Raw genomic sequence first — 25,604 nt, 5'->3', positions numbered from 1 at the left:
TTTCGCAGTGCGGTCGACTGCGCTACCTCGCAGGCCATGACCGTCCAGCCCCAGTCCATGCAGCCGGAAATCGCTGCCACTCCCGAATTCATCTTCAAGGTCGCGGCCCGCGACGGCGCCGCGCGTACCGGCGCGATCACCATGCCGCGCGGCGTCATCCGCACGCCGGCCTTCATGCCGGTCGGCACCGCCGCGACCGTCAAGGGCATGTATCCCGAGCAGGTGAGGGCGCTCGGCGCCGATGTCGTGCTCGGCAATACCTATCACCTGATGCTGCGGCCGGGCGCCGAGCGCGTCGCCAGGCTCGGCGGCCTGCATAAATTCATGAACTGGCCGCACCCGATCCTGACGGACTCGGGCGGTTTCCAGGTGATGTCGCTGTCGCAGCTCCGGAAGCTGACCGAGGAGGGCGTGACCTTCCGCTCCCATATCGACGGCTCGAAGCATGTCCTGACGCCTGAGCGCTCGGTCGAGATCCAGAACCTGCTCGGCTCCGATATCGTCATGCAGCTCGACGAATGCGTGGCGCTGCCTTGCGAGGAGAAGGTGGCGGAGAAGGCGATGCGGCTGTCGCTGCGCTGGGCCGAGCGCTGCAAGATCGCGTTCGGCGACCATCCGGGCCGGGCGCTGTTCGGCATCGTGCAGGGCGGGGACGTGCCGCATCTGCGCGTCGAGAGCGCGCGCGAACTCGCTGCCATGGACCTCAAGGGCTATGCGGTCGGCGGGCTGGCCGTCGGCGAGCCGCAGGATGTCATGCTGGCGATGATCGAGACGGTCGAGCCGCATCTGCCGCAGGAGAAGCCGCGCTACCTGATGGGCGTCGGCACGCCCGACGATATCGTGAAATCGGTGGCGCGCGGCATCGACATGTTCGATTGCGTGATGCCGACGCGGGCCGGCCGCCACGGCCAGATCTTCACCCGCTTCGGCCGGATGAACCTGAAGAATGCCAAGCATGCCGAGGATTCCCGCCCAATCGACGAACAATCCTCCTGCCCGGCCGCCAACAGTTGGTCGCGCGCCTATCTGCACCATCTCGTCAAGGCCGAGGAGATGCTCGGCAAGATGCTGCTGACCTGGGTCAATCTCGCCTATTACCAGGACCTGATGGCCGGCCTGCGCGCCGCCATCGCCGCCGGTCGGCTCGACGACTTCATCGCGGAGACCCGCGAAGGCTGGGAAAGGGGCGAGCCGGCTTGAGCATGGGCCTCGCCCTGCTGCCTCTCAAGATGGCGCTCGCGGCCTCGGTGGTCGTGAGCTGCTCGCTGCTGGCCGAGCGTGCCGGGCCATTGATGGCGGCGATGATCGCGACCCTGCCGATCTCGCTCGGTCCGGTCCTCGTCTTCCTGGCGCTCGATCACGGCCCGGCCTTCATCGCGGGCGCTGCGCTCGGCACGATGAACGCCAATGCGACCCATGCCAGCTTCGTGCTGAGCTATGTGCTGCTCGCCCAGCGCCACGGCGTGGTCGTCTCCCTCGGGGGAGCCCTGGCGATCTGGACGGTGTTGCTGCTGGGGCTTCGCAGCATGGCGCTGTCGGTGGTTCCCCTCACCGTGCTGACCATCCTGGCGCTGTCGCTCGTGCATAGGCTCGTGCGGCCCTATCTCAAGGTGCGCGCCAAGCCTCCGGCCGGAATCTCGCGCTATGCCATCCCGATACGCGCGGCCTGCGTCGCGGCGCTGGTCGGCATCGTGACCGGCCTTAGCGAGCGCGTCGGTCCGCAATGGTCCGGCATCCTTGCCGGCCTGCCGATCATCCTGTCGAGCCTTATCATCATCCTGCATACGCGGGCCGGCGGGCCGGCGGCGGCCGCGGTCATCGGCAGCAGCGCACTGGGCCTGCTCGGGGCCGGGCTGGGGCTGGCGGCGGTGCACCTTGCCGCCGTGCCCTGGGGCTCATGGACGGCGCTGGGGCTCGGCCTCGCCATCGCGGTTCTGTGGAACCTGATCCTGCTCGGGCTGGCGCGCCGGCCGACGCCATGAGGCCACGAACAGGCCGCCGATGATCAGCACGATGCCGGCGAGCTGTAGCGAGGACGGGATTTCGCTCAGGATCGGGATTGCCAGCAGCGTACCGGTGACCGGGATCAAAGGCGGAAAACGTCCGACCACGGACGGCCCCAGCACATGCGCGGCCCAGCCCCAGACCCAGAGGCCGACGATGACGTTGAGCACGCCCTGATTGAAGCCGTGCAGCGCCAGCACCCACCAGGGCGCGACGTCGAAGCCACGGAAATAGAACAGGAAATAGATCGGCAGGTAGACCAGCGACAGGACGGAGACGATCGCCGTCGCCTTCAGGCCATCGACCTGCCAGAGCTGGATCATCAGGGGATAGAAGCCCCAGAGCAGGCCGACGCCGAGGAAGCAGAGATCGCCGCGCAGCGTCATGGCGTTCGCGCCAGCGCTGCCGGCGATGCCGAGGCAGATCAGGCCGGCGAGCACGCCGGCGACGCCGATCATGAGCCGCCCGTTCAGGGCGGCGCCGAACATCACGACCGAGCCGATGATGCCGATCATCGTGACCGTGCCCGGTCCGATGGTGGCGCCGTGCGCGGCGGGCGCCATGGTGAGGCCGGTCAGCATCAGATAGGTCATCGGGAAGCCGCTGCTCAGCGTCAGCCAGAAGCCGCGCTTCCAGCCGACGCCGCCGCAGGATGCCAGGCCGGGCCGCAGGAAGACCGGCAGCAGCAGCAGGCCGGCGATGGCGAAGCGCAGCGCCATCAGGTCATGCTGGCTCAGCCCGTTCAGGACGGCATGGCGGCTGATGACGAAATTGGAGCCGTAGATCAGCACGGCCAGCAGCATGCCGAGCGCGGCGAGGCGCTTGCGACGGCGCACCCTCGCATCCGTCTCGATCATCGCAGCGGGGGTGATCTGGTCCATTGCCCCTCTCTAGCGCCGGGCTGGCTGGCTGGTTACGGGCCGGCGCGCATGGCGCCCGCGCGTGCGGCGGCAGATCCAATTTGTGCCCCGTTTCGGCCCTGCTGGCGCCCAGACGCGACGGCTTTCTTGCGCGGCAACATGCAAGGGGCGCAGCGATACGGAGCGAAGCAGATGTCGACAGAATCTGATTTTCCGGCGCCGGCCACGATGGCGGCGCGGTTGGGGAGCCATCTTCTGCTCTCGCTGGGCGTCGCGACGGCGACGGCCCTGCTCGTGATGGTGCCTACCCTCATGTCCGATGCGGCGCCTGATCGCGCCAAACCGCCGACCCTGACCTTGCTGCGCGATGGCAAGATCGCCGATCGTCTCGCGGAAGCCGGGCCGGTCGGTGACGACGAACTCGCGGCTGGGCGCACGCTCACGCCGGCAGCGCTGGTTATGCCGATGTCGCTGGCATGGCCGGAGCAGGGGGACTGGACGCCGCCGCGGCTCGGGGCGCAGGCGAAGGCAGCCGTCGCGACCAGTAACGTTGCGCTGCCGCCGCGCCGTCTGGCGGTGCTTTCCGAGAAGAAGGGGCAGGCGGCCGCCGCTCCGCTCGTGATCCTGCCCCCGGCGGCGATGACCACGGTGGAGCCGATGCAGGCTGCGGAAATAGCGGGCAGCGCGGGCGCCGATTCATCCCTGAGTCAGTTCGTCGTCGCGCCGGCGATGAAGGTGGTCGACGCGGTGTCCGGCGCGGCCGGAAGCATGCTGGCGGCCGGGTCCTGGACCCTGACGCAGGCGAACGGCCTGCTGCCGCGCTGGTGAGCGCGGCAGCTTGAGGCTTTCGATCAGGCCAGCGCCTTCAGGGCGTTGCGGCCGGCATAGATCGCCTGGGCGCCGAGCTCTTCCTCGATGCGCAGGAGCTGGTTGTACTTCGCAGTCCGGTCCGAGCGGGCGAGCGAGCCGGTCTTGATCTGCCCGCAATTGGTGGCGACGGCGAGGTCGGCGATGGTCGAATCCTCGGTCTCGCCCGAGCGGTGCGACATCACGGCGGTGTAGCCGGCGCGCTGCGCCATCTCGACGGCGGCGAGCGTCTCGGTCAGCGAGCCGATCTGGTTGACCTTGACCAGGATCGAGTTCGCCGTCTTCGTCTTGATGCCCTGCGACAGGCGGGTCACGTTGGTGACGAAGAGGTCGTCGCCGACGAGCTGGCACTTCGAGCCGACGAGATCGGTCAGCGCCTTCCAGCCCTCCCAGTCATCCTCGGCCATGCCGTCCTCGATCGAGACGATCGGGTAGTTGCCGACGAGCTTGGCGAGATACTTGGCCTGGGCCTTGGGATCGCGCGTCTTGCGCTCGCCTTCGTAGATATAAGCGCCGTCCTTGAAGAACTCGGTCGCGGCGCAGTCGAGCGCCAGCGCGACATCCTGGCCCGGCTTGTAGCCGGCGGTCTCGATCGCCTGCATGACGAAGTCGAGCGCGGCCTCGGCCGACTTGATGTTCGGGGCGAAGCCGCCCTCGTCACCGACATTGGTGTTGTGGCCGGCGTCGTGCAGCTTCTTCTTCAAGGTGTGGAAGATCTCCGCGCCCATGCGCAGGCCTTCGGCGAAGGAGGTCGCGCCGACCGGCATGACCATGAATTCCTGGAAGTCGATCGGGTTGTCGGCATGGGCGCCGCCATTGACGATGTTCATCATCGGCACCGGCAGGACGCGGGCCGAGGTGCCGCCGACATAGCGGTAGAGCGGCAGGCCGGAGGCCTCGGCCGCGGCCTTGGCGACGGCGAGCGAGACGCCGAGGATGGCGTTGGCGCCGAGCTTCGACTTGTTGGGCGTGCCGTCGAGATCGATCATCACCTGGTCGATCGCGGTCTGGTCCTCGGCGTCCATGGCGACGATCGCCTCGGCGATGGCGACGTTGACCGCCTCGACCGCCTTGAGAACGCCCTTGCCGAGATAGCGCGACTTATCGCCGTCGCGCAGCTCGACGGCCTCATGCGCGCCGGTCGAGGCGCCCGACGGAACGGCGGCGCGGCCCATCGAGCCGTCTTCCAGCACGACATCGACCTCGACCGTCGGATTGCCGCGGGAATCGAGAATCTGGCGTCCGATGATGTCGATGATCGCGGTCATGGCAGGCTCCGGGAGAGGCGGGGCGGGAAGGATAGGGCGCTTCTAGCCAAGAGCCTGCCGCGGGGAAAGCCTCAATCCGCAGGCGAGAGATGGTGCGATGGCGGTTCGATGGCGCGCGGCTTGCGGATTGTCCCGCAGTTTCGACGCTTCGTCCCATCGGGAAACGATCATGTTCCAGACCATGCCCAACCGCCGCCGGCCTTCACTCACCTCTGTCCTGTTCTGGTCCGGTCTCACTGTGCTCTGGTGGACGGGGCTTTGCCTGTTCGCCGGGCGGCCGGTCTGGTTCTGGTAGGTTCGTCGTCTCATCGGGCAGGCCGAGATAGCTGCCGAGCAGGAAGCCGGCCTGCAGCGCGAAGAGATAGCCAATCCAGACCAGGACGGCGAACAAGCCGAACTCGCCACGGACGATCCATAACGGAAAGACGGTGAGCGTGACCGCGGCGCTTGTCAGGATGATCGCCGGATAGCCGTGGGACAGGCCGATCAGCAAGCCTACCAGAAATAATATGCCGGCAATGATCATATAGTTGAATCTAGGCTTCTGATTTCGTGAATTCGATCTAGACCGTACCGATCGAGTACGCAAACAAGCGTGTGGAAACTCACGAGATATTTAAGAAAATCACCGGTTCTATTCTCATAAAATTTGATCTATTCTGATATGAATTTCTTGCGGGGAGATTTTGCTTCGCTTCAGGTCGCTGGCCGTCGACCTTGCTTGCAGGCCGTGGTGGAAATGACGGTGACGCTTCCGATAGTTCCCAGATCGGGCAGAGATGCTCTAGAACGCCCGCAAATGCAGGAGCATCCCATGACCATCGACGCCTCGACCTTGCAACTCGGCCAAAGCAGCGCCTTGCCCGCCTCTCCGGAGGAGGCGCGGCTCGACCGCGTGCCCAATCCGCATGCCGGCACGAACTATCTCGCCCGTTTCACCTGCCCGGAATTCACCTCGATCTGCCCGGTTACCGGCCAGCCCGATTTCGGCATCCTTGTGATCGATTATCTGCCGGGGCAATGGCTGGTGGAGTCGAAGTCGTTGAAGCTCTATCTCGGCTCGTTCCGCAATCACGGCGCCTTCCACGAGGATTGCACCGTTTCGATCGGCAAGACGCTGGTCGATCTGCTGGAGCCGGAATGGTTCCGCATCGGCGGCTACTGGTATCCGCGCGGCGGCATCCCGATCGACGTGTTCTGGCAGACGGGCGAGCCGCCGAAGGGCCTCTGGCTGCCGGACCAGGGCGTCGCGCCTTATCGCGGGCGGTGAGATTCAGCCGCGCCGAGCATCGGCAGGATGCGCGGCGCGGCAAAGCCGAGCAATCCGATCCCGACGGCGAAGAGGGTGATGGCGCCGGTCGTGCCGAGCAGGGCGAGCGCGGTGCCCATCAGCACGGGGCCGAGCGCATGGCCGGCGAAAAGCGAGCAGGCGAACAGCGAGACTGCTGAGCCGCGAGCGCCGGGCGCCAACTCGGTGGCCTGTGCCTGGAACGTGCCGTGCATCAGGAAGAAGCCGAAGCCGTTGACAACGAAGAACGGCACGGCGCTCCACCACGGCAGGAACGGCAGCGCAAACAGCCCATAGCCGACCGCCATCAAGACGCCGCCGACGACCGGCATGCGGGCGGGACCGATCCGATCGACCAGGATACGGGTCGAGAGACCGTAGATCAGCCCGCCGATGCCCGTTCCCGCGATGACCAGCCCGGCGAGCGACGGGCCGACGCCGGCCCGTTCCTGCAGGATTGCGGCGACGAAGGGAGGCATGCCGAAAATCAGGCTGCCCTCGGTGATCACGAGGGCATAAAGGAGCTTTGAGCGCGGGTTCGAGAAGACGGCCGCGTAACTTGCGATCGCTCCCCCCAGGGTCGGACGGCGGCGCACCGCGTTGGCGCGGGGGCGCATCGTCAGGGTCAGCATCAGGAAGGCGAGCGCGGCAATGCCGCCTGCCATCAGGAAGACGCCCCGCCAGCCGACATATTCGGCGATCACGCCGGAACAGGCGGCGCCAGCCATCTGGCCGAAGATCATGATGACGGTGAAGCGGCCGAGCGTGATCTGGCGCTGCGCCATGGTCGCGCGATCGCCGATCGCCGCCATCGCGATCGGGATGATTCCGCCGGCGACGATGCCGCTTGCAGCACGCAGCGCGAGCAATGCCTCGAAATTCGGCGCGAAAGAGCAGGCGATCGACAGCAGGGTCAGAAGGGCGAGGCAGGTGCCGATCGTGCGGATCTTGCCGACCGCGTCGGCGATGGGGCCGAGGATCGGCTGCCCGAAGGCGTATGAGAAGGAGAACGCCGTCGCCATCACCGCGACCTGCGCGATCGACCGTCCGAAATGAACTGCGAGCGTCGGAACCAGCGGATCGATGAGCCGCATGGTGAAGGTCGAGGCAAAACCGCAGGCCCCGAGGACGAGAACGAGCGTTCTGAGCGATGTCGCCGATGGTTCCTTCAGCGACGCAGGTTCAGACATAGGCGACCGCCGTCGGGGCGGTCCGCGACTTGGCGAGGCGGTCGAAGCGCTGCAATTCGGCGATCAGGCCCTTGAACTCGCCGAGCGGGACCATGTTGGGGCCGTCCGACGGTGCCTTGTCCGGGTCGGGATGGGTCTCGATGAACAGGCCGGCGACGCCGACGGCGACCGCCGCACGCGACAGGACCGGCACGAATTCACGCTGGCCGCCGGTCGAGGCGCCCTTGCCGCCGGGCTGCTGCACCGAATGGGTGGCGTCGAAGATCACGGGCGCGCCGATCTCGGCCATCGTCGGCAAGGCGCGCATGTCGGAGACCAGCGTATTGTAGCCGAAGGAGGCACCGCGCTCGGTGAGCATCACGTTCGGGTTGCCGCTCTCGGTCACCTTGGCGGCGACATTGACCATGTCCCAGGGCGCGAGGAACTGGCCCTTCTTGACGTTGACGACGCGGCCGGTCTTCGCAGCGGCGACGAGCAGGTCGGTCTGACGGCAGAGGAAGGCCGGGATCTGGAGGATGTCGACGACCTCGGCCACTGGCGCGCATTGGTCGACCTCGTGCACGTCGGTCAGGACCGGCAGGCCGGTGCGCTCGCGGATTTCAGCATAGACGGGCAGGCCGGCCTTCATCCCCATGCCGCGGGCGCCCTTGACGCTGGTGCGGTTGGCCTTGTCGAATGAGGCCTTGAAGACGAGGCCGATATCGAGTTCCGCCGCGATCTCCTTGAGCGCCAGCGCGCACTCGAGCGCATGGTTGCGGCTTTCCATCTGGCAGGGACCCGCGATCAGGGCGAGCGGTAGCGCATTCCCGAAGCGCACGGGGCGGGCGAGATCCTCGCCGATGGTCACGATGGCGTTGGGAGTCATGGCGGCGTCCTTGTCCAGCGGGCCGCCGGGCTTATGTCCGGTAACCTTGCCGGGTCAAGTCAGGACTGCCCTGCGGAGAGCGGATCGGCCATGCTCGCTGCGAACGGGCTGGCGAAGCGGGAGCGAGGTCTGTAAATTCGCGAGCGAAGCACTATCTCGGTTGTCGATGCGGGATCGGATGTGGATACGGCGCGGACGGGAATGATGCAGTCAGGCCAAGGCAGAGCAATGCAGGCCGGGCGGCTGGTGCGCGCCAGCGACGGGCTGGTCATGGCCGACCGCCCCAAGCGCACGCAGCCGCCGAGCGACGGCGGCGGGCGCGAGGGCAGCGGCACCGCCGTCCTCACGCGGACCCGCACGCGCAAGCCCAATCTCTATCGTGTCCTGCTGCTCAACGACGACTACACGCCAATGGAGTTCGTCGTTCACGTTCTGGAGCGGTTCTTCAACAAAGACCGCGCCGAAGCCACGCAGATCATGATGCATGTGCATCAGAACGGCGTCGGCGAATGCGGCGTCTTTACCTACGAAGTCGCCGAGACCAAGGTTACGCTCGTCATGGATCTGGCGCGCAAGCACATGCATCCGCTGCAATGCGTGATGGAGAAGAAGTAGCCTTCGGTTGATTACACGTACCTGAAACAGATAGGAGCGCGCCCCTTGCCGAGTTTCTCGCGCAGTCTCGAACAGGCGCTTCACCGGGCTCTGGCTCTGGCCAATGAGCGCCGTCACGAATACGCCACCCTCGAACACCTCCTGCTCGCGCTGGTCGACGACCAGGACGCGGCCGCGGTGATGCGCGCCTGCAGCGTCGATCTCGACCTGCTCAGGCGCAATCTCGTCGATTATATCGACGCGGAATTGACCAATCTGGTCACCGACGGGCGTGACGATTCGAAGCCGACCGCCGGCTTCCAGCGCGTCATCCAGCGTGCGGTGATCCACGTTCAGTCCTCGGGCCGCGAGGAGGTGACCGGCGCCAACGTGCTCGTCGCGATGTTCGCCGAGCGCGAGAGTCACGCCGCGTACTTCCTGCAGGAGCAGGACATGACGCGCTACGACGCGGTCAACTATATCAGCCACGGCATCGCCAAGCGCCCCGGCGCGAGCGAGAGCCGGCCTGTCCGCGGCGCCGAGGAGGAGGGCGAGCCGCAGCGCGAGCAGCGCTCCGAGCAGGGCCAGAGCGAAGACAAGGACAAGAAGAAAAAGGAAAGCGCGCTCGACGCTTACTGCGTCAACCTCAACCGCAAGGCGAGGGACGGACGCATCGATCCGCTGATCGGCCGCGAGGCCGAGGTGCAGCGCACGATCCAGATCCTGTGCCGCCGCCAGAAGAACAACCCGCTGCTGGTCGGCGACCCCGGCGTCGGCAAGACCGCGATCGCGGAGGGCCTCGCCCTCAAGATCACGCGCGGCGAGGTGCCCGAGGTGCTGGAGGACGCGACCGTCTTCTCGCTCGACATGGGCACGCTGCTCGCCGGCACGCGCTATCGCGGCGATTTCGAAGAGCGCCTCAAGCAGGTGATGAAGGAGATCGAGCAGCACCCGAAGGCGATCATGTTCATCGACGAGATCCACACGGTGATCGGCGCCGGTGCGACCTCGGGCGGTGCGATGGATGCCTCCAACCTGCTCAAGCCGGCGCTGGCCTCGGGCTCGCTGCGCTGCATCGGCTCGACCACCTACAAGGAATACCGCCAGTATTTCGAGAAGGACCGGGCGCTGGTGCGCCGCTTCCAGAAGATCGACGTCAACGAGCCGTCGGTGCCGGACACGATCGAGATCCTGAAGGGGCTGAAGCCCTATTTCGAGGAGTTCCACAAGCTGCGCTACACCAACGACGCCATCAAGGCGGCGGTGGAGCTCTCGGCCCGCTACATCCATGACCGCAAGCTGCCGGACAAGGCGATCGACGTCATCGACGAGACCGGCGCCTCGCAGATGCTGGTGGTCGAGTCGAAGCGCAAGAAGACGATCGGCGTCAAGGAGATCGAGGCGGCGATCGCGACCATGGCGCGCATCCCGGCCAAGACCGTCTCCAAGGACGATGCCGAGGTGCTGCGCAATCTCGAGACGACGCTGAAGCGCACGGTCTATGGCCAGGAGAAGGCGATCGAGGCCCTGTCCTCCTCGATCAAGCTTGCCCGCGCCGGCCTGCGCGACGGCGAGAAGCCGATCGGCTGCTATCTCTTCGCCGGCCCGACCGGCGTCGGCAAGACCGAGGTCGCGCGCCAGCTCGCCTCCTCGCTCGGCGTCGAGCTGATCCGCTTCGACATGTCGGAATATATGGAGCGCCACACCGTCTCGCGGTTGATCGGCGCGCCTCCGGGCTATGTCGGCTTCGACCAGGGCGGGCTGCTGACCGACCAGATCGACCAGCATCCGCACAGCGTGCTGCTGCTCGACGAGATCGAGAAGGCCCATCCCGACCTGTTCAACATCCTCCTGCAGGTGATGGACCACGGCAAGCTGACCGACAATAACGGCAAGCAGGTCGATTTCAGGAACGTCATCCTGATCATGACGACCAATGCCGGCGCCGCCGACATGGCCCGCAACGCCTATGGTTTCACCCGGACCAAGCGCGAGGGCGACGACACCGAGGCGATCAACAAGCTGTTCGCGCCGGAATTCCGCAACCGGCTCGACTCGGTCATCTCCTTCGGCCACCTGCCGAAGACGGTGGTCGCCCGCGTCGTCGACAAGTTCGTGCTCCAGCTCGAGGCGCAACTCGCCGACCGCAACGTTACGATCGAGCTTTCGGACGAGGCGCGCGAGTGGCTGGTCGATAACGGCTATGACGAGGCGATGGGCGCACGCCCGATGGCCCGCCTGATCCAGCAGACGATCAAGACCCCGCTCGCCGACGAGGTGCTGTTCGGGCGCCTCAAGAACGGTGGGGCGGTCAAGGTCGTCGTCGTCCAGTCCGAGACCGGCATCAAGGTGCTCGGCCTCGAATTTCCGGACGGGCCGGCCAAGCCCAAGCCGGAGAAGGATGTCGAGGCGGCAACCGCCAAGCGGGTGCCGAAGCCGCGTGCGAAAGCTGCGACTGCCGGAAAAACGAGCAAGACTCCGCCGCGGCGGGGGCCTAAAGGTGGCGGAACTCCCGATGGGACAGGTGGCGCGCCGAAGGCCTCGGCCAAGGGCGTCCGCACCGTGCCGAAGGTTCCGCTGACGAAGGCCTGAGAACGTGTTGTTCAAGCGCAAGACCGCAAGCCTCGCCGCCGATAGCGGCGAGGTGCTTCAGGAGGCCCCGGCGGCGCCCGCAGCGCCGGCGCGGCCGAAGAAGGAAAAGCTCGGCTGGTTCGAGAAGCGGGACCGGCGGCGTCGCCGCCGCAAGATCTTCGAGGAAGTGCTGGGCTGGATCCTGGTGCCGGCCTTTATCTACCTGATCTATCTGGGCGTGCAGGCTGTCGGCGGCATCCCCAAAGAACTGATCGACTTCGCCAACGAACTCATCGCCATCGCGATGAAGGGCAGCAAGGGCTGACCGGCGGCGCTGGCCGGATCGCGGGCCTGTCGCGTTCTCATGAAAACGCGGGTCATCCCGGACAAGCCGCGAAGCGGCGCCGATCCGGGATCCATGCCTGAACCTTGGCCAGAAGCGCTCCGGAATGGATCCCGGGTCAAGCCCGGGATGACTCGCGCGGTTCCGCGTAAATTCACCAGAGGTGGGGTGCTCTGGCGGCTGTTCCGGGTCTGTTGTTGTGGCACAGTCCCTGCATCAGCCGCAGGGCGGACCGGCTTGCCGGCGCCTATGCAAGCGTCGCGTGCATGAACGATAGAGGGATCGGCTCGCTCTTCCGAGCCGCTACCTGAGTCGAGCCATCCCGCAGCGATGACCTCATGAGCGTATCCGCCGACTGGAGCTGGCAGCGCGTCGCGCTGGCCGGCATGCGCGATGCGCTGATGCTGCCGGCCTGGATCGTCGGCTTCGGCCTGATCGGCATTGGCTCGCTCGCCCGCGACGTCGGCTATCCCGTCGATGTCGCCGTGCTCTCGACGATCCTGGTCTGGGCCGGTCCCTCACAGGTGCTGTTCTTCGCCTCGATCGCCGCCGGCGCCGCCTGGAGCGCGATCGTGATCGCGATCGCCTTCGCCTCGCTGCGCTTCCTGCCGATGACGATGGCGATCCTGCCGCTGCTGCGCCGGCCCGGCCAGAGCATCTGGCAGCAGCTCCTGCTGGCGCATTACGTCGCCGTCACTGCCTGGAGCGAGGGCTTGCGGCGCCTGCCCGGCATCGCCCCGCATCAGCGCGTTGCCTATTTCCTCGGCTTCGCCAATACCTGCATGGTGGTGAGCTCGATCGGCACCTTCGCAGGCTATTACCTGCTCGGCGCGCTACCGGTTCCCTTCGCTGCGGGGCTGCTCTGCCTCACGCCGATGTTCTTTCTGGTCTCTCTGATGGCGGGCCTGCGCCATCGCGGCGACGTGGCGGCGCTCCTGCTCGGGCTTGCGCTGGCACCGATCTGCGAACGCTTCATCGGCGGGGGCTTCGACCTGATCGTTGCCGGCCTAGTCGCAGGAACCGCTGCCTTTCTTATCGGACGGAAGCGGAGGCCGGCATGACCCAGCCGATCGCCATGCTCGACGGGCCGCTCTGGCCCTATCTCGCGCTGATGCTCTTCGCCGTGCTGCCGACGGAGATCTGGCGCTGGCTCGCGGTCGGCTTCTCGCGCGGCCTCTCCAACGATTCGCCGCTGCTCGAATGGGTGAGGGCGGTCGCGACCGCGCTGCTCGCGGGAATCGTCGCCAAGCTGATGGTTTCGCCGCCTGGTGTTCTGGCCGCAGCTCCGGCGTGGGTGCGGGTGGCGGCGCTGGCGGCAGCAGCCGCCGTGATGCTTTTCGACAAGCGCCGGATGATGCTCGCCGTGCTGGCGGGCGAGGCAGTCCTGATCGGCGGCGTCTGGCTGTTCGCGGGCTAGGCGCCTCCTTGTCATTCCGGGTTCGCGCCTGCACGAAGCCCCGGAATGACAAGGGGGCGAGCTAGGAAAGACTTGGCAATGGTCGTCGCGGCCTAGGCGTCCGTCAGCAACCGGCGGACATGGCCGAGCTTGTCGGGGTTGCGGATGATGTAGATCGCGGCCACCGCCCCGTCGCGGATATCGAGCGCCATCGCCTGGACCGTTTCGCCGCGCTCCAGGCTGACATAACCGGGCAGGCCGTTGATCATCACGAATTCATAGCGCGTCGTCGCACGAGCCTCCCGTTCGACATGGCGACCGATGCCTTCGAAGAAGCGGCCGATCTTGTCGCTGCCAAGGATCGGATTGAGCACCGAATTGACCTTGCCGCCGCCATCGGCGCGCAGGATCGCATCATGGGCGAGCATGCTCTTCAGGATCGTGGCATCGGTGCTGTGAGCGGCTTCGAAGAAGGCTTTCGCATAGCGCCGGGCGTCGTCGGGCGAGAGCGGGTGGCGCGGGCCGTCCTCCTCGCGGGCGTGGCGGCGCGCCCGCGAGACGAGCTGCCGGCAGGCGGCCTCGCTGCGTCCGAGCGTGTCGGCGATCTCGGAGAAGGGCAGGTCGAAGACATCGTGCAGCAGGAAGGCCGCGCGCTCCAGCGGGGAGAGCCGTTCCAGCGCAAGCTGGAGCGCGTAGGGCACGTCGATCGCTTCGTCGGCGCTCGGAGCGGCGCCGATCGTCTCGATCAGGGGCTCGGGCAGCCATCCGCCGACATAGGTCTCGCGCTTGCGCCGCGCCGACTTCATCAGGTCGAGGCAGAGCCGCGTCACCACGCGCCCGAGCCAGGCGCGCGGGTTCGCGATCGCCTCCGGCGCGGAGTCATGCCAACGCAGCCATGCGTCCTGCACCACATCCTCGGCATCGCTGAGCGAGCCGAGCATGCGGTAGGCGAGGCGGGTCAGGTAGGACCGGTTGGCCTCGAACGCGGTCCCCGACATATCCGTCATGCAGCTCCGGCAGGCGCCGGCAGGGGTATCAGGCCGCTACGGCTTTGGGCGCCCTGTCGTTGGGATGGTGGGAGCGGAACCCGACCGCGATCCGGTTCCAGGTATTGATCGTGCCGATCAGCAGGGTGAGCTTCACCATCTCCTCCTCACTGAAATGGCGCATGGCTTCTTCATAATCGACGTCCGGCGCGTGGGTCTGCGGTAGCAGCGTCAGCGCCTCGGTCCAGGCCAGGGCGGCGCGCTCGCGCGGAGTGTAGAGCGCGGACTCGTGCCACGCATTGAGCAGATACAGCCGCGCCTCGCTCTCACCGGCCTTGCGGGCATCGGCGGAGTGCATGTGCAGGCAGAAGGCGCAGCCATTGATCTGCGAAGCACGCATCTTCACCAGTTCGATCAGGCTGTATTCGAGGCCGGAATTCTTGATCGATTCCTCGAGCGCAAGCAGCGGCTTCACCGCTTCGGGGGCGGCGGTATAGGGGTTGAGGCGCTTGTTCACGGTCTTCTCCATCGGTTGATGATGACAAGACGAGGCAGCGCGCCGCGTTGTGACATGGCCCGTCAGATTTTTTTCAGGGCCTCGCGGATTTTCTCGGCATTGCTGGCGAGCACCTCGTTCTTCTCCATCGCGCCGGTATGCGGGCGCAGCGCCACGCCCTCGAAGCGCGGCATGACATGGACATGGAGATGGAACACGACCTGGCCGCCGGCGGCCTCGTTGAACTGCTGGATGGTGACACCCTCGGCCGAGAAGGCGGCCTTCACGGCGCGCGACAGCCTCTGCGTCGTCAGCGCCACCGCCTTCAGCGCATCGGCGGGAGCATCGAAGACATTGCGGCAGGCCGTCTTGGGGATCACCAGCACATGGCCGTCGGCGCGCGGCATGATGTCCATGATCGCGAGCGTCTCGCCATCCTCGTAGACGGTGTGGGAGGGCAGTTCGCCGCGCAGGATCTTGGCGAAGACATTGGATTGATCATAGGCGGTCATGGCGGGTCCGGCAGGATCGAAAAAGGTAGGCGCAAGCTGCGGCGCCCCGGCCGGGGCGTCAAGGTCGCACTGAGGTCGGATGCCGCGTTCATCACTGCCTTAGGGAAAGCCCTCATCCTGAGGAGCCGCTCCGTTAGGAGCGGCGTCTCGAAGGATGGTCGTCGTGGCTCCGGAACCTCTGGAGCATCCTTCGAGACGCCGCTTTCGCGGCTCCTCAGGATGAGGGCTGTGTTTTTGATAGCCGCCTCAGACGCCGAGCGGCAACACGGTCTCGACATGGGCGTCGAGCACGAGATCGTCGCTCGCGCCCATCACCTGAAGCTCGCTCACGGTGAGGCCGAGCAGCGGCCTGTTCCACCAACGCGCGACGATCTCGGCCAGCGCCGCGGTCTCGGTCGCATCGAGGTCGTCGGTGAGATTGTAGAGGCCGATCAGCCAGAGATCGCCCGGAGCCCGGCCGAAGGCGGCTTGCACCGCCTGCAAGATGTTCCGGCCGGCGCGCTTCTCCGGATAGACCGGGAGATAGAGCCGGCCGCGATTGACATTGCCGGAGAACAAGCCGCGCAGCTCAACCGTGAAGGGTTCGATCTGGCGCAGGGCTTCGCGGGTTTCCACGGTGATGATTGGGGCTTCGGCGAGGCTGAGCGAGCCGCAGACCGTCGCATGCAGGCGGTCCTGCCGCTTCGGCAGGATGTCCCAGGCGATCTTGCCGGCGAAGGGCGCGGCCTTCAGCTCGGCCTCCAGCACGAGGAAGGCCGAGGTGGCGCGTAGAGTGCGGTCCTCTACCGGGAGGACCAGCGAGTGGACTGCCGGATGGCGGCCCATCTCGTAGAACTTGCCCTCGCGCCGGGCGATGACACCGGGATGCTCAGGCGCGACCAGAGGCAGATGCGCCAACCGGTAGCTTTCGTCGAGGGTGAGCGGGGTGGTGAAGTCGGTGAGGCTGCGGCGATAGCCAAGCTCGCCATCCTCGCAGAAGGCGGGCAATTCCCCTGAGCCCTCATCCTGAGGAGCCGCTCCGTCAGGAGCGGCGTCTCGAAGGATGTTCGCTGAGGCTCGGAAGCCATCTGGAGCATCCTTCGAGACGCCGCTGCGCGGCTCCTCAGGATGAGGGCTCGCGAGTTTGATGGCCTCGTCAGTCATCGGCGGTGTCCGTCTTGCGGAAGGGGCTTTCGGCCGCGAGCGCTTCCCGCGCCGCCGCGATCTGCTCGCGCTCCTGCGCGAGATAGGCGGCGACGGGGCGGCGCAGGCCGGGATCGGCGATATGGTGCAGCGAGCGGGTGATGACCGGCCGGTAGCCGCGCGCGAGCTTGTGCTCGCCCTGCGCGCCGGCCTCGACGCGGGCGAGGCTGTGGGCGATCGCATAGTCGATGGCCTGATGGTAGCAGACCTCGAAATGCAGGAAGGGGTGATCCTCGATGCAGCCCCAGTTGCGGCCGTAAAGGGTGTTGGCGCCGCGGAAATTGATCGCGCCGGCGATATAGCGCCCGGCGCGCTTCGCCATCACCAGCACGATGCGTTCACCCATCGCGGCGCCGACCGCTGAGAAGAACGCCCGGTTGAGATAGGGCCGGCCCCATTTGCGCGAACCGGTATCCTCGTAGAACGAGAAGAAATCGTCCCAGACCGCCTCGGTAAGGTCATTGCCCGAGAGGATATCGATGGCGATGCCGGCAGAGAGCGCCTCGCGCCGCTCACGCTTCAACGCCTTGCGTTTGCGCGAGGCCAGCGTCGCCAGGAAGTCATCGTAGCTGCCGAAACCTTCGTTCTGCCAATGAAACTGCAGGTCGTTACGCTCGAGATAGCCGGCCTGTTTCAGGGCGGTAGTGTCCGGTTCCTGGGCAAAGGTGACATGGACCGAGGAGGATTGCGTCTGTCCGCGCAGTGCCTCCAGTCCGCCGATCAGGGCGGCGCGGGCCTCATCTGCGCGCGGAGTGTCGGAGACCAGCAGGCGCGGGCCGGTTGCCGGTGTGAAGGGCGCGGCGACCTGGAGCTTGGGGTAATAGCGTCCGCCGGCACGCTCATAGGCATCGGCCCAGCTATGGTCGAAGACATATTCGCCCTGGCTGTGGCTCTTCAGGAAACTGGGCGCCGCCGCCAGGAGCTGGCCGGCATCGTCCTCGACGAGGAGATAGGCCGGTGACCAACCGGTGCGGCCGCCGGTGCAGCGGCTGTCCTCCAGCGCCATGAGGAATTCATGGCTGACGAAGGGGTTGTCCCGGTCGAGGGCGGGATCGGCGGGCGCCGAGAGGGCGTCCGCCAGCGCACGAGGGTTGGCGCAGGCGTTCCATGCGCCTGCGGGGACGGCCTTGAGGGAGGTCGCGACACGAACGGTGAGATCGCCGTTCTCCGCTTCGCTCAAGGACGAAAGCCCTCGAAGACCATCTGGTCGGCCATCGTCACTGCCCGCTGCCGCTCTTCCGGCGTGCGCACCGTCCAGCTCATCAGCGGAAGGCCCAGTGCGTTGCGGCAGAGATAGGGCGCGGCACTGTCGAGATCCGCGACCTTCCAGGAGATGAAGTCGGGCCGGCTCTCGGTGAAGTGCAGGAGATTGGCGAGGGCATGCTTCCGGTCGGCCGAGAGGCTGTCGTAATCGCCGTAATCATAGGCGTTCATCGCCACGATGCCGCGCGGAATCTCCGGCGCCAGCTCGCGCAAAGCGGTCACGATCGCGGGATCGAAGGATTTGATCACGATCGGGTGACCCTTGTAGCCCGCGACCACCTCAACGGTCCGCCTGGTGAGAGCCGGATCGCCGTCGAAACGACTCTTGATCTCGATGACAAGCGGGACGCGCCCGCCGATCAGGTCGAGGAAGGCCGAGAGCGTGAGGATGCGGTCATTCGAGCCCTTCAGCGTGATCGCGCCGAGCTCAGCCGCCTTGCGGGCGACCACGGCACCGGTCTCGCCCGTCAGGCGGTCGAGCACGAAATCATGGAAGACGACCGCCTCGCCATCGGCGGTGAGCTGAACGTCGCATTCGATGCCGAAACCACCTGCGATCGCGGCGGTCGCGGCCGAGGGGCTGTTCTCGATCACGCCGGCCGCAAGGTCATGCAGGCCGCGATGGGCGATCGGCTTCGCCACCAGCCAGCCCAGGTCGGGCCGGCTGGCATCCTTGAGCACTCCCTGAGCCATCAGGCGATCTCGAACATCGCTTCGACCTCGACGGCGGCATCCGCCGGCAGTTCGGCGACGCCCACGGTCGAGCGGGCATGGCGGCCCTTGTCGCCAAGCACCTCGACCATCAGGTCCGACGCGCCGTTCATGATCGCCGGCAGCGCGGCGAAATGCGGGGCGGCGTTGATGAAACCGCCGAGGCGGACGCAGCGCACGATGCGGCCGAGATCGCCGCCGAGCGCGGCCTTGGCCTGCGCCAGCACGTTGATGGCACAGAGGCGGGCGGCCTCCAGGCCGGCCTCATTGAAGATCTCGGCGCCGAGCTTGCCCTTGTGCTTGTCGGAGAGCTTGCCATCGAGCCCGAAGCAGATCTGGCCGGAGATGACCAGCAGGTTGCCGGTAATCACATAAGGCACATAGTTGGCGATGGGGGCTGCTGGGCTCGGCAGGATGATGCCGAGTTCGGCGAGGCGAGTGTCGACGACGTTCATGATCTTGGCTCCGCGAGCGAGGCAGGGTGCCTTTCGGGCACGCCTTTCATGGCCGATGGCCGGGCCGCCCGCAAGCATCGGGGCATGCTGCGCGGGCAGGGCGGTCACTGCGTTGCCTGCAACTCTCGCAGGCCTCATCCTGAGGAGCCGCGCAGCGGCGTCTCGAAGGATGCTCCAGAGGGTTCCGGAGCCTCCTGAAACATCCTTCGAGACGCCGTTCCTGACGGAACGGCTCCTCAGGACGAGGGCTCGATTGCCAAGGCGTCGTCAGCGTTGTGCTCTTCGATTTCGCCATGTTTGCGCCATTGCCGCGATGCACCTAGATTTCGCAGAAGGCCATAACGGACAAGCGGCGCATGAACGAAACAGTCTCGAAGCTCGCGGCACAGGCGAGCGGGGTTTTGGCGGGAGTGCTGGTTCTGGCCGCGATGCCGGCCTTTGCGCAGGCTGCGGCGGAGCGGGTGGTCCTGGCGCCGCATCGTGCGGTCTATGACCTCGTGCTCGACAACGGAAAGCCATCCGGCAATATCGAGACGGCCAAGGGCCGCATTGCCTTCGAATTCACCGGCGATGCCTGCGAGGGTTATGCGCTGTCCTTCCGGCAGGTGACGCAACTGGGCACCGAAGCGGGCCCCCGCCTGATCGATGCCCGCACCACCAGCTTCGAGGCCGGGGACGGCGCGAATTACCGCTTCAAGACCGAAAGCTCCACCGGCGGCGCCAAGCCGGACACCGTCGACGGTACCGCGCAGAAGAGCGGCAGCGGCTATGAGGTGAAGCTGCGCCAGCCCAAGACCGAGACCCATCGCGAGGCGAGCGACGCCCTGTTCCCGAACGCGCAGATGAAGGCCGTGATCCAGGCCGCGCGCGCCGGGCAGAAGACTCTGAGTGTGCGGCTCTATGACGGCGCGAATTCCGGCAAGGAAGTCTATGACACGCTCTCGATCATCGGGAAGCGGATCGAGGCAGAGCCCTCGGAGAAGCCGCTGCAGCGTCCCGAGTTCGAGAAGATGGCGCGCTGGCCGGTGACGATCTCGTATTTCAAGGCCGGCTCGGGCGAATCGACGCCCGCCTACAGCATCACTTTCGAGCTCTACGATAACGGTGTCACCGGCGCGATCAGGCTCGATTACGGCACCTTCGCGCTGCGCGGCACGCTCACGCGTCTGGATCTTCTTCCTCAGGAATCTTGCGCGAAATAGCGGGCTCCGACGAGCGGCGTTGCGGAAACCTGAGATTCAGGCCCTTGCCGATCGACTCGTCGCCGAAGCGGGCGCGCAACTTGTCGAGCGCGCCTTCCATCGCCTTCAGGCGCGGCGTCGCGGTATCGGCGAGATCGCCATGGTCGGCGGCTTCCGGCGAGCTGAAGTCGCTGGCGCCGATGCCGATCAATCGATAATGCGCGCCGTTGCATTCGCGCTTCAGGAGATCGCGCCCGGCGGCGAAGAGGCGCGCGGCGAGCTGCGTCGGCTCCGGCAGGCGGGCAGCGCGGGTGATGATGTGAAAGTCGGCGGTCTTCAGCTTCAGGGTGATGGTCCGGCCGGCAAGCTCCTGCGCCTTCAGCCTTTTTGAGGTCTTCTCACAGAGACGCCACAGGATCGGCTCCAGTTCCTCGAAGCGGGCGAGGTCGATATCGAGCGTCGTCTCGCTGGAGACGCTCTTGGTCTCGCGTTCCGGCGTGACCTGGCGGGGGTCGATGCCGTTGGCGAGGTTCTTCAGGCGCGGTCCGTCCTTGCCGGCGAGCTTGAAGAGCTTGTCGACCGGCGCCTCGCGCAGGTCGCCGATCAGCTTGAAACCGCCTTCCGCCAGTTTCGCGACGCCGGCCGGGCCCATGCCGGGGATGAGGCTGATCGGTTTGCCTGCGAGGAAGGACACGGCCTCGGCCTTGCCGATGATCGAGAAGCCGCGCGGCTTGTCGAGATCGGAGGCGACCTTGGCGAGGAACTTGGCGTAGGACAGCCCGACCGAGATGGTGATGCCGAGCTCGGCCTCGACATGCCGGGCAAAGCGGGCGAGCGTCACCGCCGGGCTCGCATGGTGCAATCGTTCCGTGCCGGAGAGGTCGAGGAAGGCCTCGTCGATCGAGAGCGGCTCGACCAGCGGCGTCAATTCGCGCATCAATTGGCGGATTTCCCGGCCGACCGTGACGTATTTCGCCATATTCGGCTTGACCACTACCGCCTCGGGGCAGGCCTTCAGCGCCTTGAACATCGGCATGGCCGAGCGCACGCCATAGGTGCGGGCGATGTAGCAGCAGGTCGAGACCACGCCGCGCTTGCCGCCGCCGACGATCACCGGCTTGTCCTGAAGGCTCGGATCGTCGCGCTTCTCGATCGTGGCGTAGAAGGCGTCGCAGTCGATATGGGCGAGACTGAGCGAATCGCGCTCGGCATGGCTCAGCAGCCGCGGCGAGCCGCAGGCCGGGCAGCGTTTTGACGCAGCGCCTGCGTCATGATCGGCCAGGCAGTCGCGGCAGAGCCAGCGCGGCGAGGGCGCGCCCGTGCTCACGGGATGTCGCCCGGCTCCGGCCCGGCGAGGATGCGCCTGGCATCGGCGACGATTTCGGGATTCAGCCTTAAATTTCCGGCAAACTCCAGCAGGAGCGAATCGCTGCTGCCGATATGGTCGAGCACGGCGGCAAGGAAGCCCGGCTCGCCGGCGGCCTGGCGCAGATTGGCCGGATTCAAGCCGGTCGCGCTCAGGAAGGGCTCGATCCGCTCGGGTTCGGAGGCCAGGAAGGCAAGGGCCTGGAGCGCGAGCGCTTCGGCCTCGTCGATGGTCGGTCGTCGTATCATGAAGGCCTGAGTCGCGTATCCGGTTTGCGTTTCGTCAACTGCTCGCGTGTTACGCAATCATCGAACGACGCCGCCAGTTTGGAAAGCCCGCCATCGGCGTGAGCCTTTCCCGCGGCGCGAATGAAGGGCGGCCCGATGAAGACGGTTCTGATCGTCGAAGACAACGAGCTCAACATGAAGCTCTTCAACGATCTGCTCGAAGCCCATGGCTATGCGACGCTGAAGACGTCGGATGGCATCGAGGCGATCGAGCTGGCGCGGACGCATCATCCGGCACTGATCCTGATGGATATCCAGTTACCGGAGGTCTCCGGGCTGGAGGTCACCAAATGGATCAAGGAGGATGACGACCTCAAGGCGATCCCGGTTGTCGCGGTCACGGCTTTCGCGATGAAGGGCGACGAGGAGCGGATCCGGGAAGGGGGCTGCGAAGCCTATCTCTCCAAGCCGATCTCGGTCGCCAAGTTCCTCGAGACCGTTCGCACCTATGCCGGCGCCGCCTGAGAGGGCGAAAGCACAGCCATGACCGCCCGCGTCCTCGTCGTCGACGACATACCCGCCAATGTGAAGCTGCTCGAAGCCAAGCTCTCGGCCGAGTATTTCGGCGTGGTGACAGCGACGAACGGGCGCGATGCGATCGCTTTGTGCGAGCGCGGCGAGGTCGATATCGTCCTGCTCGACGTGATGATGCCGGGCATGAACGGCTTCGAGGTCTGCCGGCGGCTGAAGGGCGCGCCGGCGACCGCGCATATCCCGGTGATCATCGTCACCACGCTCGACCAGCCGCGCGACCGCCTGCAGGGCCTCGATGCCGGCGCCGACGATTTCCTGACCAAGCCGCTCGACGACGCAGCGCTCTTCGCCCGCGTGCGCAGTCTCGTCCGGTTGAAGGCGATGACCGACGAATTGCGCAGCCGCGCCGTTGCCTCCGTCCGCCTGGGCATCGCCGATCCGCTCGCGACGGCGGCAGCCGAGACCGGCCTGAACGGTCGCGTCCTCGTGGTCGAGGATCGCCCGAGCGCGGCCGAGAGGCTGGAGAGCGCGCTGTCCGCATTCCATGCCGTGGAGGTCGAGAGCGACGCGCAGCAGGCCGTGATGCGAGCTGCCGAAGGCGAGTTCGATGCCGTCGTGATCAGCCTCGGCCTCGAGGGCCAGGACGGTCTTCGCCTGTGCAGCCAGCTGCGCTCGCTGGAGCGCACGCGCAACATATCCGTACTGCTGATGGGCGAGGCCGAGGATCGCGAACGCATCCTGCGCGGCCTCGAGATCGGCGCGCACGACTTCCTGCTTCGCCCGATCGACCGCAACGAATTGCTGGCGCGCGTGCGCACCCAGGTGCGCCGCAAGCGCTTCACCGAGCGGCTGCGCGACAGCGTGCAGTCCTCCATGGAAATGGCGGTGATGGACCAACTCACCGGGCTGCATAACCGTCGCTTCATGGACAACCGGCTGGCGGTGATGTTCGACGAGTCGGCGCTCAGGGCTCGTTCGCTGTCGCTGCTCGTGCTCGACATCGACCATTTCAAGTTGGTCAATGACAGCTGGGGGCATGATGCCGGCGACGAGGTCTTGCGCGAATTCGCCGACCGCGTCCGCGCCTGCACGCGCGGCATCGATCTCGTCGCGCGCATGGGCGGCGAGGAAATCGTGGTCGTGCTGCCCGATACCGGGCGCGATGCCGCCTATCGCGTCGCCGAGCGCATCCGCGAGCGCGTCGAGAGCTCGCCTTTCGCGATCCAGAACAATACCCGCGACATCAAGGTCACGGTCTCTGTCGGCGTCTCCAACCGGCGCGCCGGCGATACCTCCTCCGCTGACATGATGAAGCGCGCGGATGACGCGCTCTACCGGGCCAAGGCGACCGGCCGCAACCGCGTGATCGTCGCCAGCGCGGCGTAAAGGGCTCGCCGTTCGGCTCAAGCGTGCCGATTTTCCGTAAAACCACGCCGCCATCCCCGGCTTGATCCGGAAGCCATGCCGGAGGGCCTCCGGTCGAGGTTCAGGGATGGATCCCGGATCTCCGCTTCGCCGCGCCCGGGATGAGGCGCGTTCCCCGAAAAATCAGCAAGCTGCGCACCTGTTTCGATCTCATTACCGAAGGGATCCAGCGTAAGCTGCGGGTGTCCGGCGGTACGTTTTCAGATCATCTTCCATCTAGTTCCAAGGCCATCGCGGCAAGCCACTGATGTCGTGAAATGAAGCGCTCCGGTGTCCGTTTTTTCACTGCGGATTTTAAGCTTATCGGGTAGGGTTAACAATCGATGAACGGCGCCGATCGACCGGATTTGATTGATTCAGATGCGCTGTATTGTACATGTTTCGCCGACGCAGCGATCGCAAAGATCGCTCGGAAATGCCCATCGGGAGCTCAGGTCCGCCGCATCTCCTGGGAAACCGAAGGGCTCGGCCGGTCGGTGACGGATTTCTGGCCTCCTCAGAACCGCCGCTGGCCGGCCACCATGCGTTTCTTGGTTTCGGGTTGAGGTGGCGCGCGAATACTTGGCGATGCTGTTCAGCTCTGGCCACGCAACGCCGGCTCGTTTTCCTAAGCAAGTCGCCTTCGCCGATCGGCGATGCCGCGTTTCCCGCCTTGCCGCCCAGCGCGCGTGAGAGCGCGCCTCGTTCCTGGAACAGTGCCATGGCGTGGGCAGGGGGCGACGCCGCTGCTCCTCCGGTACGTGCCCGGCGATTTCTATTGCCTGCATCGGGGGGGGCTCTACGGCGGCTGAGCGCGCACAAGCTTGCGTCTCAGGCTAGCCCGGTTCCGGCTGAGCCGGCCTATGTTCGAGCCCCCGGCAGGGGCTCGCTGGCGGCGAGATGATCGGCGAGATGGATGGCCTGCCCCGCCCCGGAGGCGAGGCGCCGCATGATCTCGCTCAATGCCTCGAAGCTGTTGCGGTCGAGAGAGGCAAACAGGGCGTCGTTGACCGGGCGCTGCAGGGAGGCCAGCCATTCCAGCTTCTCGAAACCGGCCGTCGTGACGGAGAGGTTGACCCGGCGTCCATCGCTCGGGTGAGGGCGCTTCTCGACCAGCCCGCTCTTCACCAGCTTGTTCACCTCGATCGTGACGAAGGCTCCGCTGAGATGGAGCCGCTCCGCCACCTGCGCCACGCCGAGCTCGCGTTCGGGCGTTCCGCGGCCAATCGCGATCAGGATCAGATATTGCGGCGGCGTCAGGCCGATATAGCCGGCGAAGCGCGCGCGCGCCTCCTCCAGCCGGCTGCCGAAGGCGAAGAAATCATAGAGCAGGTCGCGGAAGCGCATGTCGCTTCCGCCATCCAGAAGATCGGGCTTCGCCACGGTCAGGTGCCGGTTCTCGGTCGACATGTCTCGTCCATCTGGAAGCGGTTGACACTTATATATAGCTTTATTACAAAGCTATCTAGCAAAATTAAAATACGAAGCGCGGCCGGAGGGGATGATGGACGGCAGGGCTTTCAGGCAGTCCTTGGGGGAGTTCGCCACCGGCGTGGCGGTGATCACCGCGCAAGGCAGCGGCGAGGAGCTCATCGGCATGACCATGAGTTCGTTCAACTCCGTTTCGATGGATCCGCCGCTCGTCCTGTTCAGCGTCGACAGGCGGGCGAACAGCCTGCCGGCCATGCTCGAAGCCAAGGGCTTCGCGGTCAATGTGTTGGCGCGCGAGCAGGAGCAGATTTCCAATCGTTTTGCGCGTGCGCTCAGCGACAAATGGGCCGAGGTCAAGCGCACTGTCGGCCATGCGCAGGCGCCATTGATTACGGGCGCGCTCGCTCATTTCGAATGCGCGCCCTACGCCCATTACGATGGCGGCGATCATGTGATCTTCGTGGTGCGGGTGCTGCGCCACGCCGTGCGCGCCGGCAATCCGGCACCGCTGATCTTCTTCCGCGGCCGCTATCGCGACCTCGTCGACGAAACCGAGCGCGAGCCGTCCTGGCCGCTACCCATGCATTACTGACCAGATCAAATCGGAGAG

28 protein-coding genes are annotated in these 25,604 nt (G+C 66.1%); 13 read left to right on the top strand and 15 right to left on the bottom strand.

Translation table 11 applies throughout. The features are described from left to right. Positions 1-57: 57 nt before the first annotated feature. A complete protein-coding gene (tgt, locus tag Q0Q02_RS09400) occupies positions 58-1,200 on the top strand; it encodes a tRNA guanosine(34) transglycosylase Tgt (RefSeq protein ID WP_293808796.1) in 1,143 nt (380 codons plus the stop codon). Next, on the top strand, positions 1,197-1,982 hold the full coding sequence (locus Q0Q02_RS09395) for a hypothetical protein (protein WP_293808749.1): 786 nt from the start codon (positions 1,197-1,199) through the stop codon (positions 1,980-1,982). The genes tgt and Q0Q02_RS09395 overlap by 4 nt, the downstream gene beginning before the upstream one ends. Here the strand turns inward: Q0Q02_RS09395 and Q0Q02_RS09390 are convergent. Then, positions 1,896-2,885 carry a DMT family transporter gene (locus Q0Q02_RS09390; RefSeq protein ID WP_293808747.1) on the bottom strand — a complete coding sequence of 330 codons (990 nt, stop codon included), beginning with the start codon at positions 2,883-2,885 and terminating at the stop codon, positions 1,896-1,898. The genes Q0Q02_RS09395 and Q0Q02_RS09390 overlap by 87 nt on opposite strands. Before the next feature lie 126 nt (positions 2,886-3,011). On the opposite strand from Q0Q02_RS09390, the gene Q0Q02_RS09385 reads away from it, so the two are divergent. Continuing rightward, positions 3,012-3,692 (top strand): hypothetical protein, encoded by a 681-nt coding sequence (locus tag Q0Q02_RS09385; RefSeq protein ID WP_293808745.1) that lies wholly within the window; start codon positions 3,012-3,014, stop codon positions 3,690-3,692. Between the two features lie 23 nt (positions 3,693-3,715). On the opposite strand, the gene eno is transcribed toward Q0Q02_RS09385, so the two are convergent. Then, the gene (gene eno / locus Q0Q02_RS09380) at positions 3,716-4,999 is read right to left on the bottom strand and encodes a phosphopyruvate hydratase (protein WP_293808743.1); all 1,284 of its coding nucleotides are present in this window, start codon (positions 4,997-4,999) and stop codon (positions 3,716-3,718) included. Positions 5,000-5,201: 202 nt separating this feature from the next. Further along, positions 5,202-5,525 carry a hypothetical protein gene (locus Q0Q02_RS09375; RefSeq protein WP_293808741.1) on the bottom strand — a complete coding sequence of 108 codons (324 nt, stop codon included), beginning with the start codon at positions 5,523-5,525 and terminating at the stop codon, positions 5,202-5,204. Between the two features lie 288 nt (positions 5,526-5,813). Here Q0Q02_RS09375 and queF point away from each other — a divergent pair, with 288 nt between their 5' ends. Continuing rightward, the gene (gene queF, locus Q0Q02_RS09370) at positions 5,814-6,269 is read left to right on the top strand and encodes a preQ(1) synthase (RefSeq protein WP_293808740.1); all 456 of its coding nucleotides are present in this window, start codon (positions 5,814-5,816) and stop codon (positions 6,267-6,269) included. Here the strand turns inward: queF and Q0Q02_RS09365 are convergent. After that, on the bottom strand, positions 6,254-7,477 hold the full coding sequence (locus tag Q0Q02_RS09365) for an MFS transporter (RefSeq protein ID WP_293808738.1): 1,224 nt from the start codon (positions 7,475-7,477) through the stop codon (positions 6,254-6,256). The genes queF and Q0Q02_RS09365 overlap by 16 nt on opposite strands. Continuing rightward, a complete protein-coding gene (gene kdsA / locus Q0Q02_RS09360) occupies positions 7,470-8,342 on the bottom strand; it encodes a 3-deoxy-8-phosphooctulonate synthase (protein WP_293808736.1) in 873 nt (290 codons plus the stop codon). The genes Q0Q02_RS09365 and kdsA overlap by 8 nt, the downstream gene beginning before the upstream one ends. Positions 8,343-8,612: 270 nt before the next feature. Here kdsA and clpS point away from each other — a divergent pair, with 270 nt between their 5' ends. The 5 genes from clpS (at position 8,613) to Q0Q02_RS09335 (ending at position 13,267) form a co-directional block, all read left to right on the top strand. After that, on the top strand, positions 8,613-8,957 hold the full coding sequence (gene clpS / locus Q0Q02_RS09355; protein WP_293808795.1) for an ATP-dependent Clp protease adapter ClpS: 345 nt from the start codon (positions 8,613-8,615) through the stop codon (positions 8,955-8,957). Positions 8,958-9,002: 45 nt separating this feature from the next. After that, a complete protein-coding gene (gene clpA, locus Q0Q02_RS09350) occupies positions 9,003-11,528 on the top strand; it encodes an ATP-dependent Clp protease ATP-binding subunit ClpA (protein ID WP_293808735.1) in 2,526 nt (841 codons plus the stop codon). Positions 11,529-11,535: 7 nt separating this feature from the next. Then, on the top strand, positions 11,536-11,832 hold the full coding sequence (locus tag Q0Q02_RS09345; protein ID WP_293808733.1) for a hypothetical protein: 297 nt from the start codon (positions 11,536-11,538) through the stop codon (positions 11,830-11,832). A gap of 356 nt (positions 11,833-12,188) precedes the next feature. Next, positions 12,189-12,911, top strand: coding sequence for an AzlC family ABC transporter permease (locus Q0Q02_RS09340; RefSeq protein ID WP_293808732.1), 723 nt, complete (start codon positions 12,189-12,191; stop codon positions 12,909-12,911). Then, the gene (locus Q0Q02_RS09335; protein ID WP_293808730.1) at positions 12,908-13,267 is read left to right on the top strand and encodes an AzlD domain-containing protein; all 360 of its coding nucleotides are present in this window, start codon (positions 12,908-12,910) and stop codon (positions 13,265-13,267) included. The genes Q0Q02_RS09340 and Q0Q02_RS09335 overlap by 4 nt, the downstream gene beginning before the upstream one ends. Before the next feature lie 92 nt (positions 13,268-13,359). Here the strand turns inward: Q0Q02_RS09335 and Q0Q02_RS09330 are convergent, their stop codons facing one another. The 7 genes from Q0Q02_RS09330 to Q0Q02_RS09300 form a co-directional block, all read right to left on the bottom strand. Beyond that, a complete protein-coding gene (locus tag Q0Q02_RS09330) occupies positions 13,360-14,244 on the bottom strand; it encodes a sigma-70 family RNA polymerase sigma factor (RefSeq protein ID WP_367275026.1) in 885 nt (294 codons plus the stop codon). Positions 14,245-14,281: 37 nt separating this feature from the next. Beyond that, on the bottom strand, positions 14,282-14,749 hold the full coding sequence (locus Q0Q02_RS09325; protein WP_293808726.1) for a carboxymuconolactone decarboxylase family protein: 468 nt from the start codon (positions 14,747-14,749) through the stop codon (positions 14,282-14,284). 62 nt (positions 14,750-14,811) lie between these two features. Then, entirely contained in the window at positions 14,812-15,240 is a 429-nt protein-coding gene (locus tag Q0Q02_RS09320) for an HIT family protein (RefSeq protein WP_293808724.1), read from the bottom strand. Positions 15,241-15,486: 246 nt separating this feature from the next. After that, positions 15,487-16,227, bottom strand: a complete 741-nt coding sequence (locus Q0Q02_RS09315) for a hypothetical protein (protein ID WP_293808722.1) — start codon at positions 16,225-16,227, stop codon at positions 15,487-15,489. A 148-nt stretch (positions 16,228-16,375) separates the two neighbouring features. Next, complete coding sequence (locus Q0Q02_RS09310) at positions 16,376-17,602, bottom strand: GNAT family N-acetyltransferase (protein ID WP_293808721.1); 1,227 nt, start codon at positions 17,600-17,602, stop codon at positions 16,376-16,378. After that, a complete protein-coding gene (locus tag Q0Q02_RS09305; RefSeq protein ID WP_293808719.1) occupies positions 17,599-18,378 on the bottom strand; it encodes a glycerophosphodiester phosphodiesterase family protein in 780 nt (259 codons plus the stop codon). Before Q0Q02_RS09305 ends, Q0Q02_RS09310 begins: the two co-directional genes overlap by 4 nt. Next, the gene (locus Q0Q02_RS09300) at positions 18,378-18,851 is read right to left on the bottom strand and encodes a RidA family protein (RefSeq protein ID WP_293808717.1); all 474 of its coding nucleotides are present in this window, start codon (positions 18,849-18,851) and stop codon (positions 18,378-18,380) included. Before Q0Q02_RS09300 ends, Q0Q02_RS09305 begins: the two co-directional genes overlap by 1 nt. A gap of 356 nt (positions 18,852-19,207) precedes the next feature. Between Q0Q02_RS09300 and Q0Q02_RS09295 the strand changes: the two genes are divergently transcribed. Beyond that, a complete protein-coding gene (locus tag Q0Q02_RS09295) occupies positions 19,208-20,053 on the top strand; it encodes a cell envelope integrity EipB family protein (RefSeq protein ID WP_293808715.1) in 846 nt (281 codons plus the stop codon). Here Q0Q02_RS09295 and Q0Q02_RS09290 read toward each other — a convergent pair. Then, positions 20,010-21,359 (bottom strand): DNA polymerase IV, encoded by a 1,350-nt coding sequence (locus Q0Q02_RS09290; RefSeq protein WP_293808714.1) that lies wholly within the window; start codon positions 21,357-21,359, stop codon positions 20,010-20,012. The genes Q0Q02_RS09295 and Q0Q02_RS09290 overlap by 44 nt on opposite strands. Beyond that, positions 21,356-21,646 carry a DUF3572 domain-containing protein gene (locus tag Q0Q02_RS09285; protein WP_293808712.1) on the bottom strand — a complete coding sequence of 97 codons (291 nt, stop codon included), beginning with the start codon at positions 21,644-21,646 and terminating at the stop codon, positions 21,356-21,358. The genes Q0Q02_RS09290 and Q0Q02_RS09285 overlap by 4 nt, the downstream gene beginning before the upstream one ends. A 135-nt stretch (positions 21,647-21,781) precedes the next feature. Between Q0Q02_RS09285 and Q0Q02_RS09280 the strand changes: the two genes are divergently transcribed. Beyond that, a complete protein-coding gene (locus tag Q0Q02_RS09280; protein WP_047574547.1) occupies positions 21,782-22,150 on the top strand; it encodes a response regulator in 369 nt (122 codons plus the stop codon). 18 nt (positions 22,151-22,168) lie between these two features. Beyond that, entirely contained in the window at positions 22,169-23,545 is a 1,377-nt protein-coding gene (locus Q0Q02_RS09275; protein ID WP_293808710.1) for a PleD family two-component system response regulator, read from the top strand. An 879-nt stretch (positions 23,546-24,424) separates the two neighbouring features. Here the strand turns inward: Q0Q02_RS09275 and Q0Q02_RS09270 are convergent. Further along, positions 24,425-24,973, bottom strand: a complete 549-nt coding sequence (locus Q0Q02_RS09270; RefSeq protein ID WP_293808709.1) for a MarR family winged helix-turn-helix transcriptional regulator — start codon at positions 24,971-24,973, stop codon at positions 24,425-24,427. Between the two features lie 94 nt (positions 24,974-25,067). On the opposite strand from Q0Q02_RS09270, the gene Q0Q02_RS09265 reads away from it, so the two are divergent. Next, entirely contained in the window at positions 25,068-25,586 is a 519-nt protein-coding gene (locus tag Q0Q02_RS09265) for a flavin reductase family protein (RefSeq protein ID WP_293808707.1), read from the top strand. The last annotated feature ends 18 nt before the right edge of the window (positions 25,587-25,604 follow it).

This window comes from uncultured Allobosea sp., assembly GCF_945956895.1.
Taxonomy (GTDB): Bacteria; Pseudomonadota; Alphaproteobacteria; order Rhizobiales; family Beijerinckiaceae; genus Allobosea.
Note: the sequence above shows the minus strand (reverse complement) of the source record. Positions and strands in the feature narration are given on the sequence as shown.

What these genes read in the sequence shown, in the direction of transcription:
- Q0Q02_RS09270 (WP_293808709.1), bottom strand. Translation starts at nt 24,973, where the DNA reads ATGTCGACCGAGAACCGGCACCTGACCGTGGCGAAGCCCGATCTTCTG.
- Q0Q02_RS09275 (WP_293808710.1), top strand. Translation starts at nt 22,169, where the DNA reads ATGACCGCCCGCGTCCTCGTCGTCGACGACATACCCGCCAATGTGAAG.
- Q0Q02_RS09320 (WP_293808724.1), bottom strand. Translation starts at nt 15,240, where the DNA reads ATGACCGCCTATGATCAATCCAATGTCTTCGCCAAGATCCTGCGCGGC.
- Q0Q02_RS09285 (WP_293808712.1), bottom strand. Translation starts at nt 21,646, where the DNA reads ATGATACGACGACCGACCATCGACGAGGCCGAAGCGCTCGCGCTCCAG.
- eno (WP_293808743.1), bottom strand. Translation starts at nt 4,999, where the DNA reads ATGACCGCGATCATCGACATCATCGGACGCCAGATTCTCGATTCCCGC.
- Q0Q02_RS09375 (WP_293808741.1), bottom strand. Translation starts at nt 5,525, where the DNA reads ATGATCATTGCCGGCATATTATTTCTGGTAGGCTTGCTGATCGGCCTG.
- clpS (WP_293808795.1), top strand. Translation starts at nt 8,613, where the DNA reads ATGGCCGACCGCCCCAAGCGCACGCAGCCGCCGAGCGACGGCGGCGGG.
- tgt (WP_293808796.1), top strand. Translation starts at nt 58, where the DNA reads ATGCAGCCGGAAATCGCTGCCACTCCCGAATTCATCTTCAAGGTCGCG.
- Q0Q02_RS09265 (WP_293808707.1), top strand. Translation starts at nt 25,068, where the DNA reads ATGGACGGCAGGGCTTTCAGGCAGTCCTTGGGGGAGTTCGCCACCGGC.
- Q0Q02_RS09305 (WP_293808719.1), bottom strand. Translation starts at nt 18,378, where the DNA reads ATGGCTCAGGGAGTGCTCAAGGATGCCAGCCGGCCCGACCTGGGCTGG.
- Q0Q02_RS09330 (WP_367275026.1), bottom strand. Translation starts at nt 14,244, where the DNA reads ATGTCGGGGACCGCGTTCGAGGCCAACCGGTCCTACCTGACCCGCCTC.
- Q0Q02_RS09365 (WP_293808738.1), bottom strand. Translation starts at nt 7,477, where the DNA reads ATGTCTGAACCTGCGTCGCTGAAGGAACCATCGGCGACATCGCTCAGA.
- Q0Q02_RS09340 (WP_293808732.1), top strand. Translation starts at nt 12,189, where the DNA reads ATGAGCGTATCCGCCGACTGGAGCTGGCAGCGCGTCGCGCTGGCCGGC.
- Q0Q02_RS09300 (WP_293808717.1), bottom strand. Translation starts at nt 18,851, where the DNA reads ATGAACGTCGTCGACACTCGCCTCGCCGAACTCGGCATCATCCTGCCG.
- Q0Q02_RS09390 (WP_293808747.1), bottom strand. Translation starts at nt 2,885, where the DNA reads ATGGACCAGATCACCCCCGCTGCGATGATCGAGACGGATGCGAGGGTG.
- Q0Q02_RS09295 (WP_293808715.1), top strand. Translation starts at nt 19,208, where the DNA reads ATGAACGAAACAGTCTCGAAGCTCGCGGCACAGGCGAGCGGGGTTTTG.
- kdsA (WP_293808736.1), bottom strand. Translation starts at nt 8,342, where the DNA reads ATGACTCCCAACGCCATCGTGACCATCGGCGAGGATCTCGCCCGCCCC.
- queF (WP_293808740.1), top strand. Translation starts at nt 5,814, where the DNA reads ATGACCATCGACGCCTCGACCTTGCAACTCGGCCAAAGCAGCGCCTTG.
- Q0Q02_RS09335 (WP_293808730.1), top strand. Translation starts at nt 12,908, where the DNA reads ATGACCCAGCCGATCGCCATGCTCGACGGGCCGCTCTGGCCCTATCTC.
- Q0Q02_RS09280 (WP_047574547.1), top strand. Translation starts at nt 21,782, where the DNA reads ATGAAGACGGTTCTGATCGTCGAAGACAACGAGCTCAACATGAAGCTC.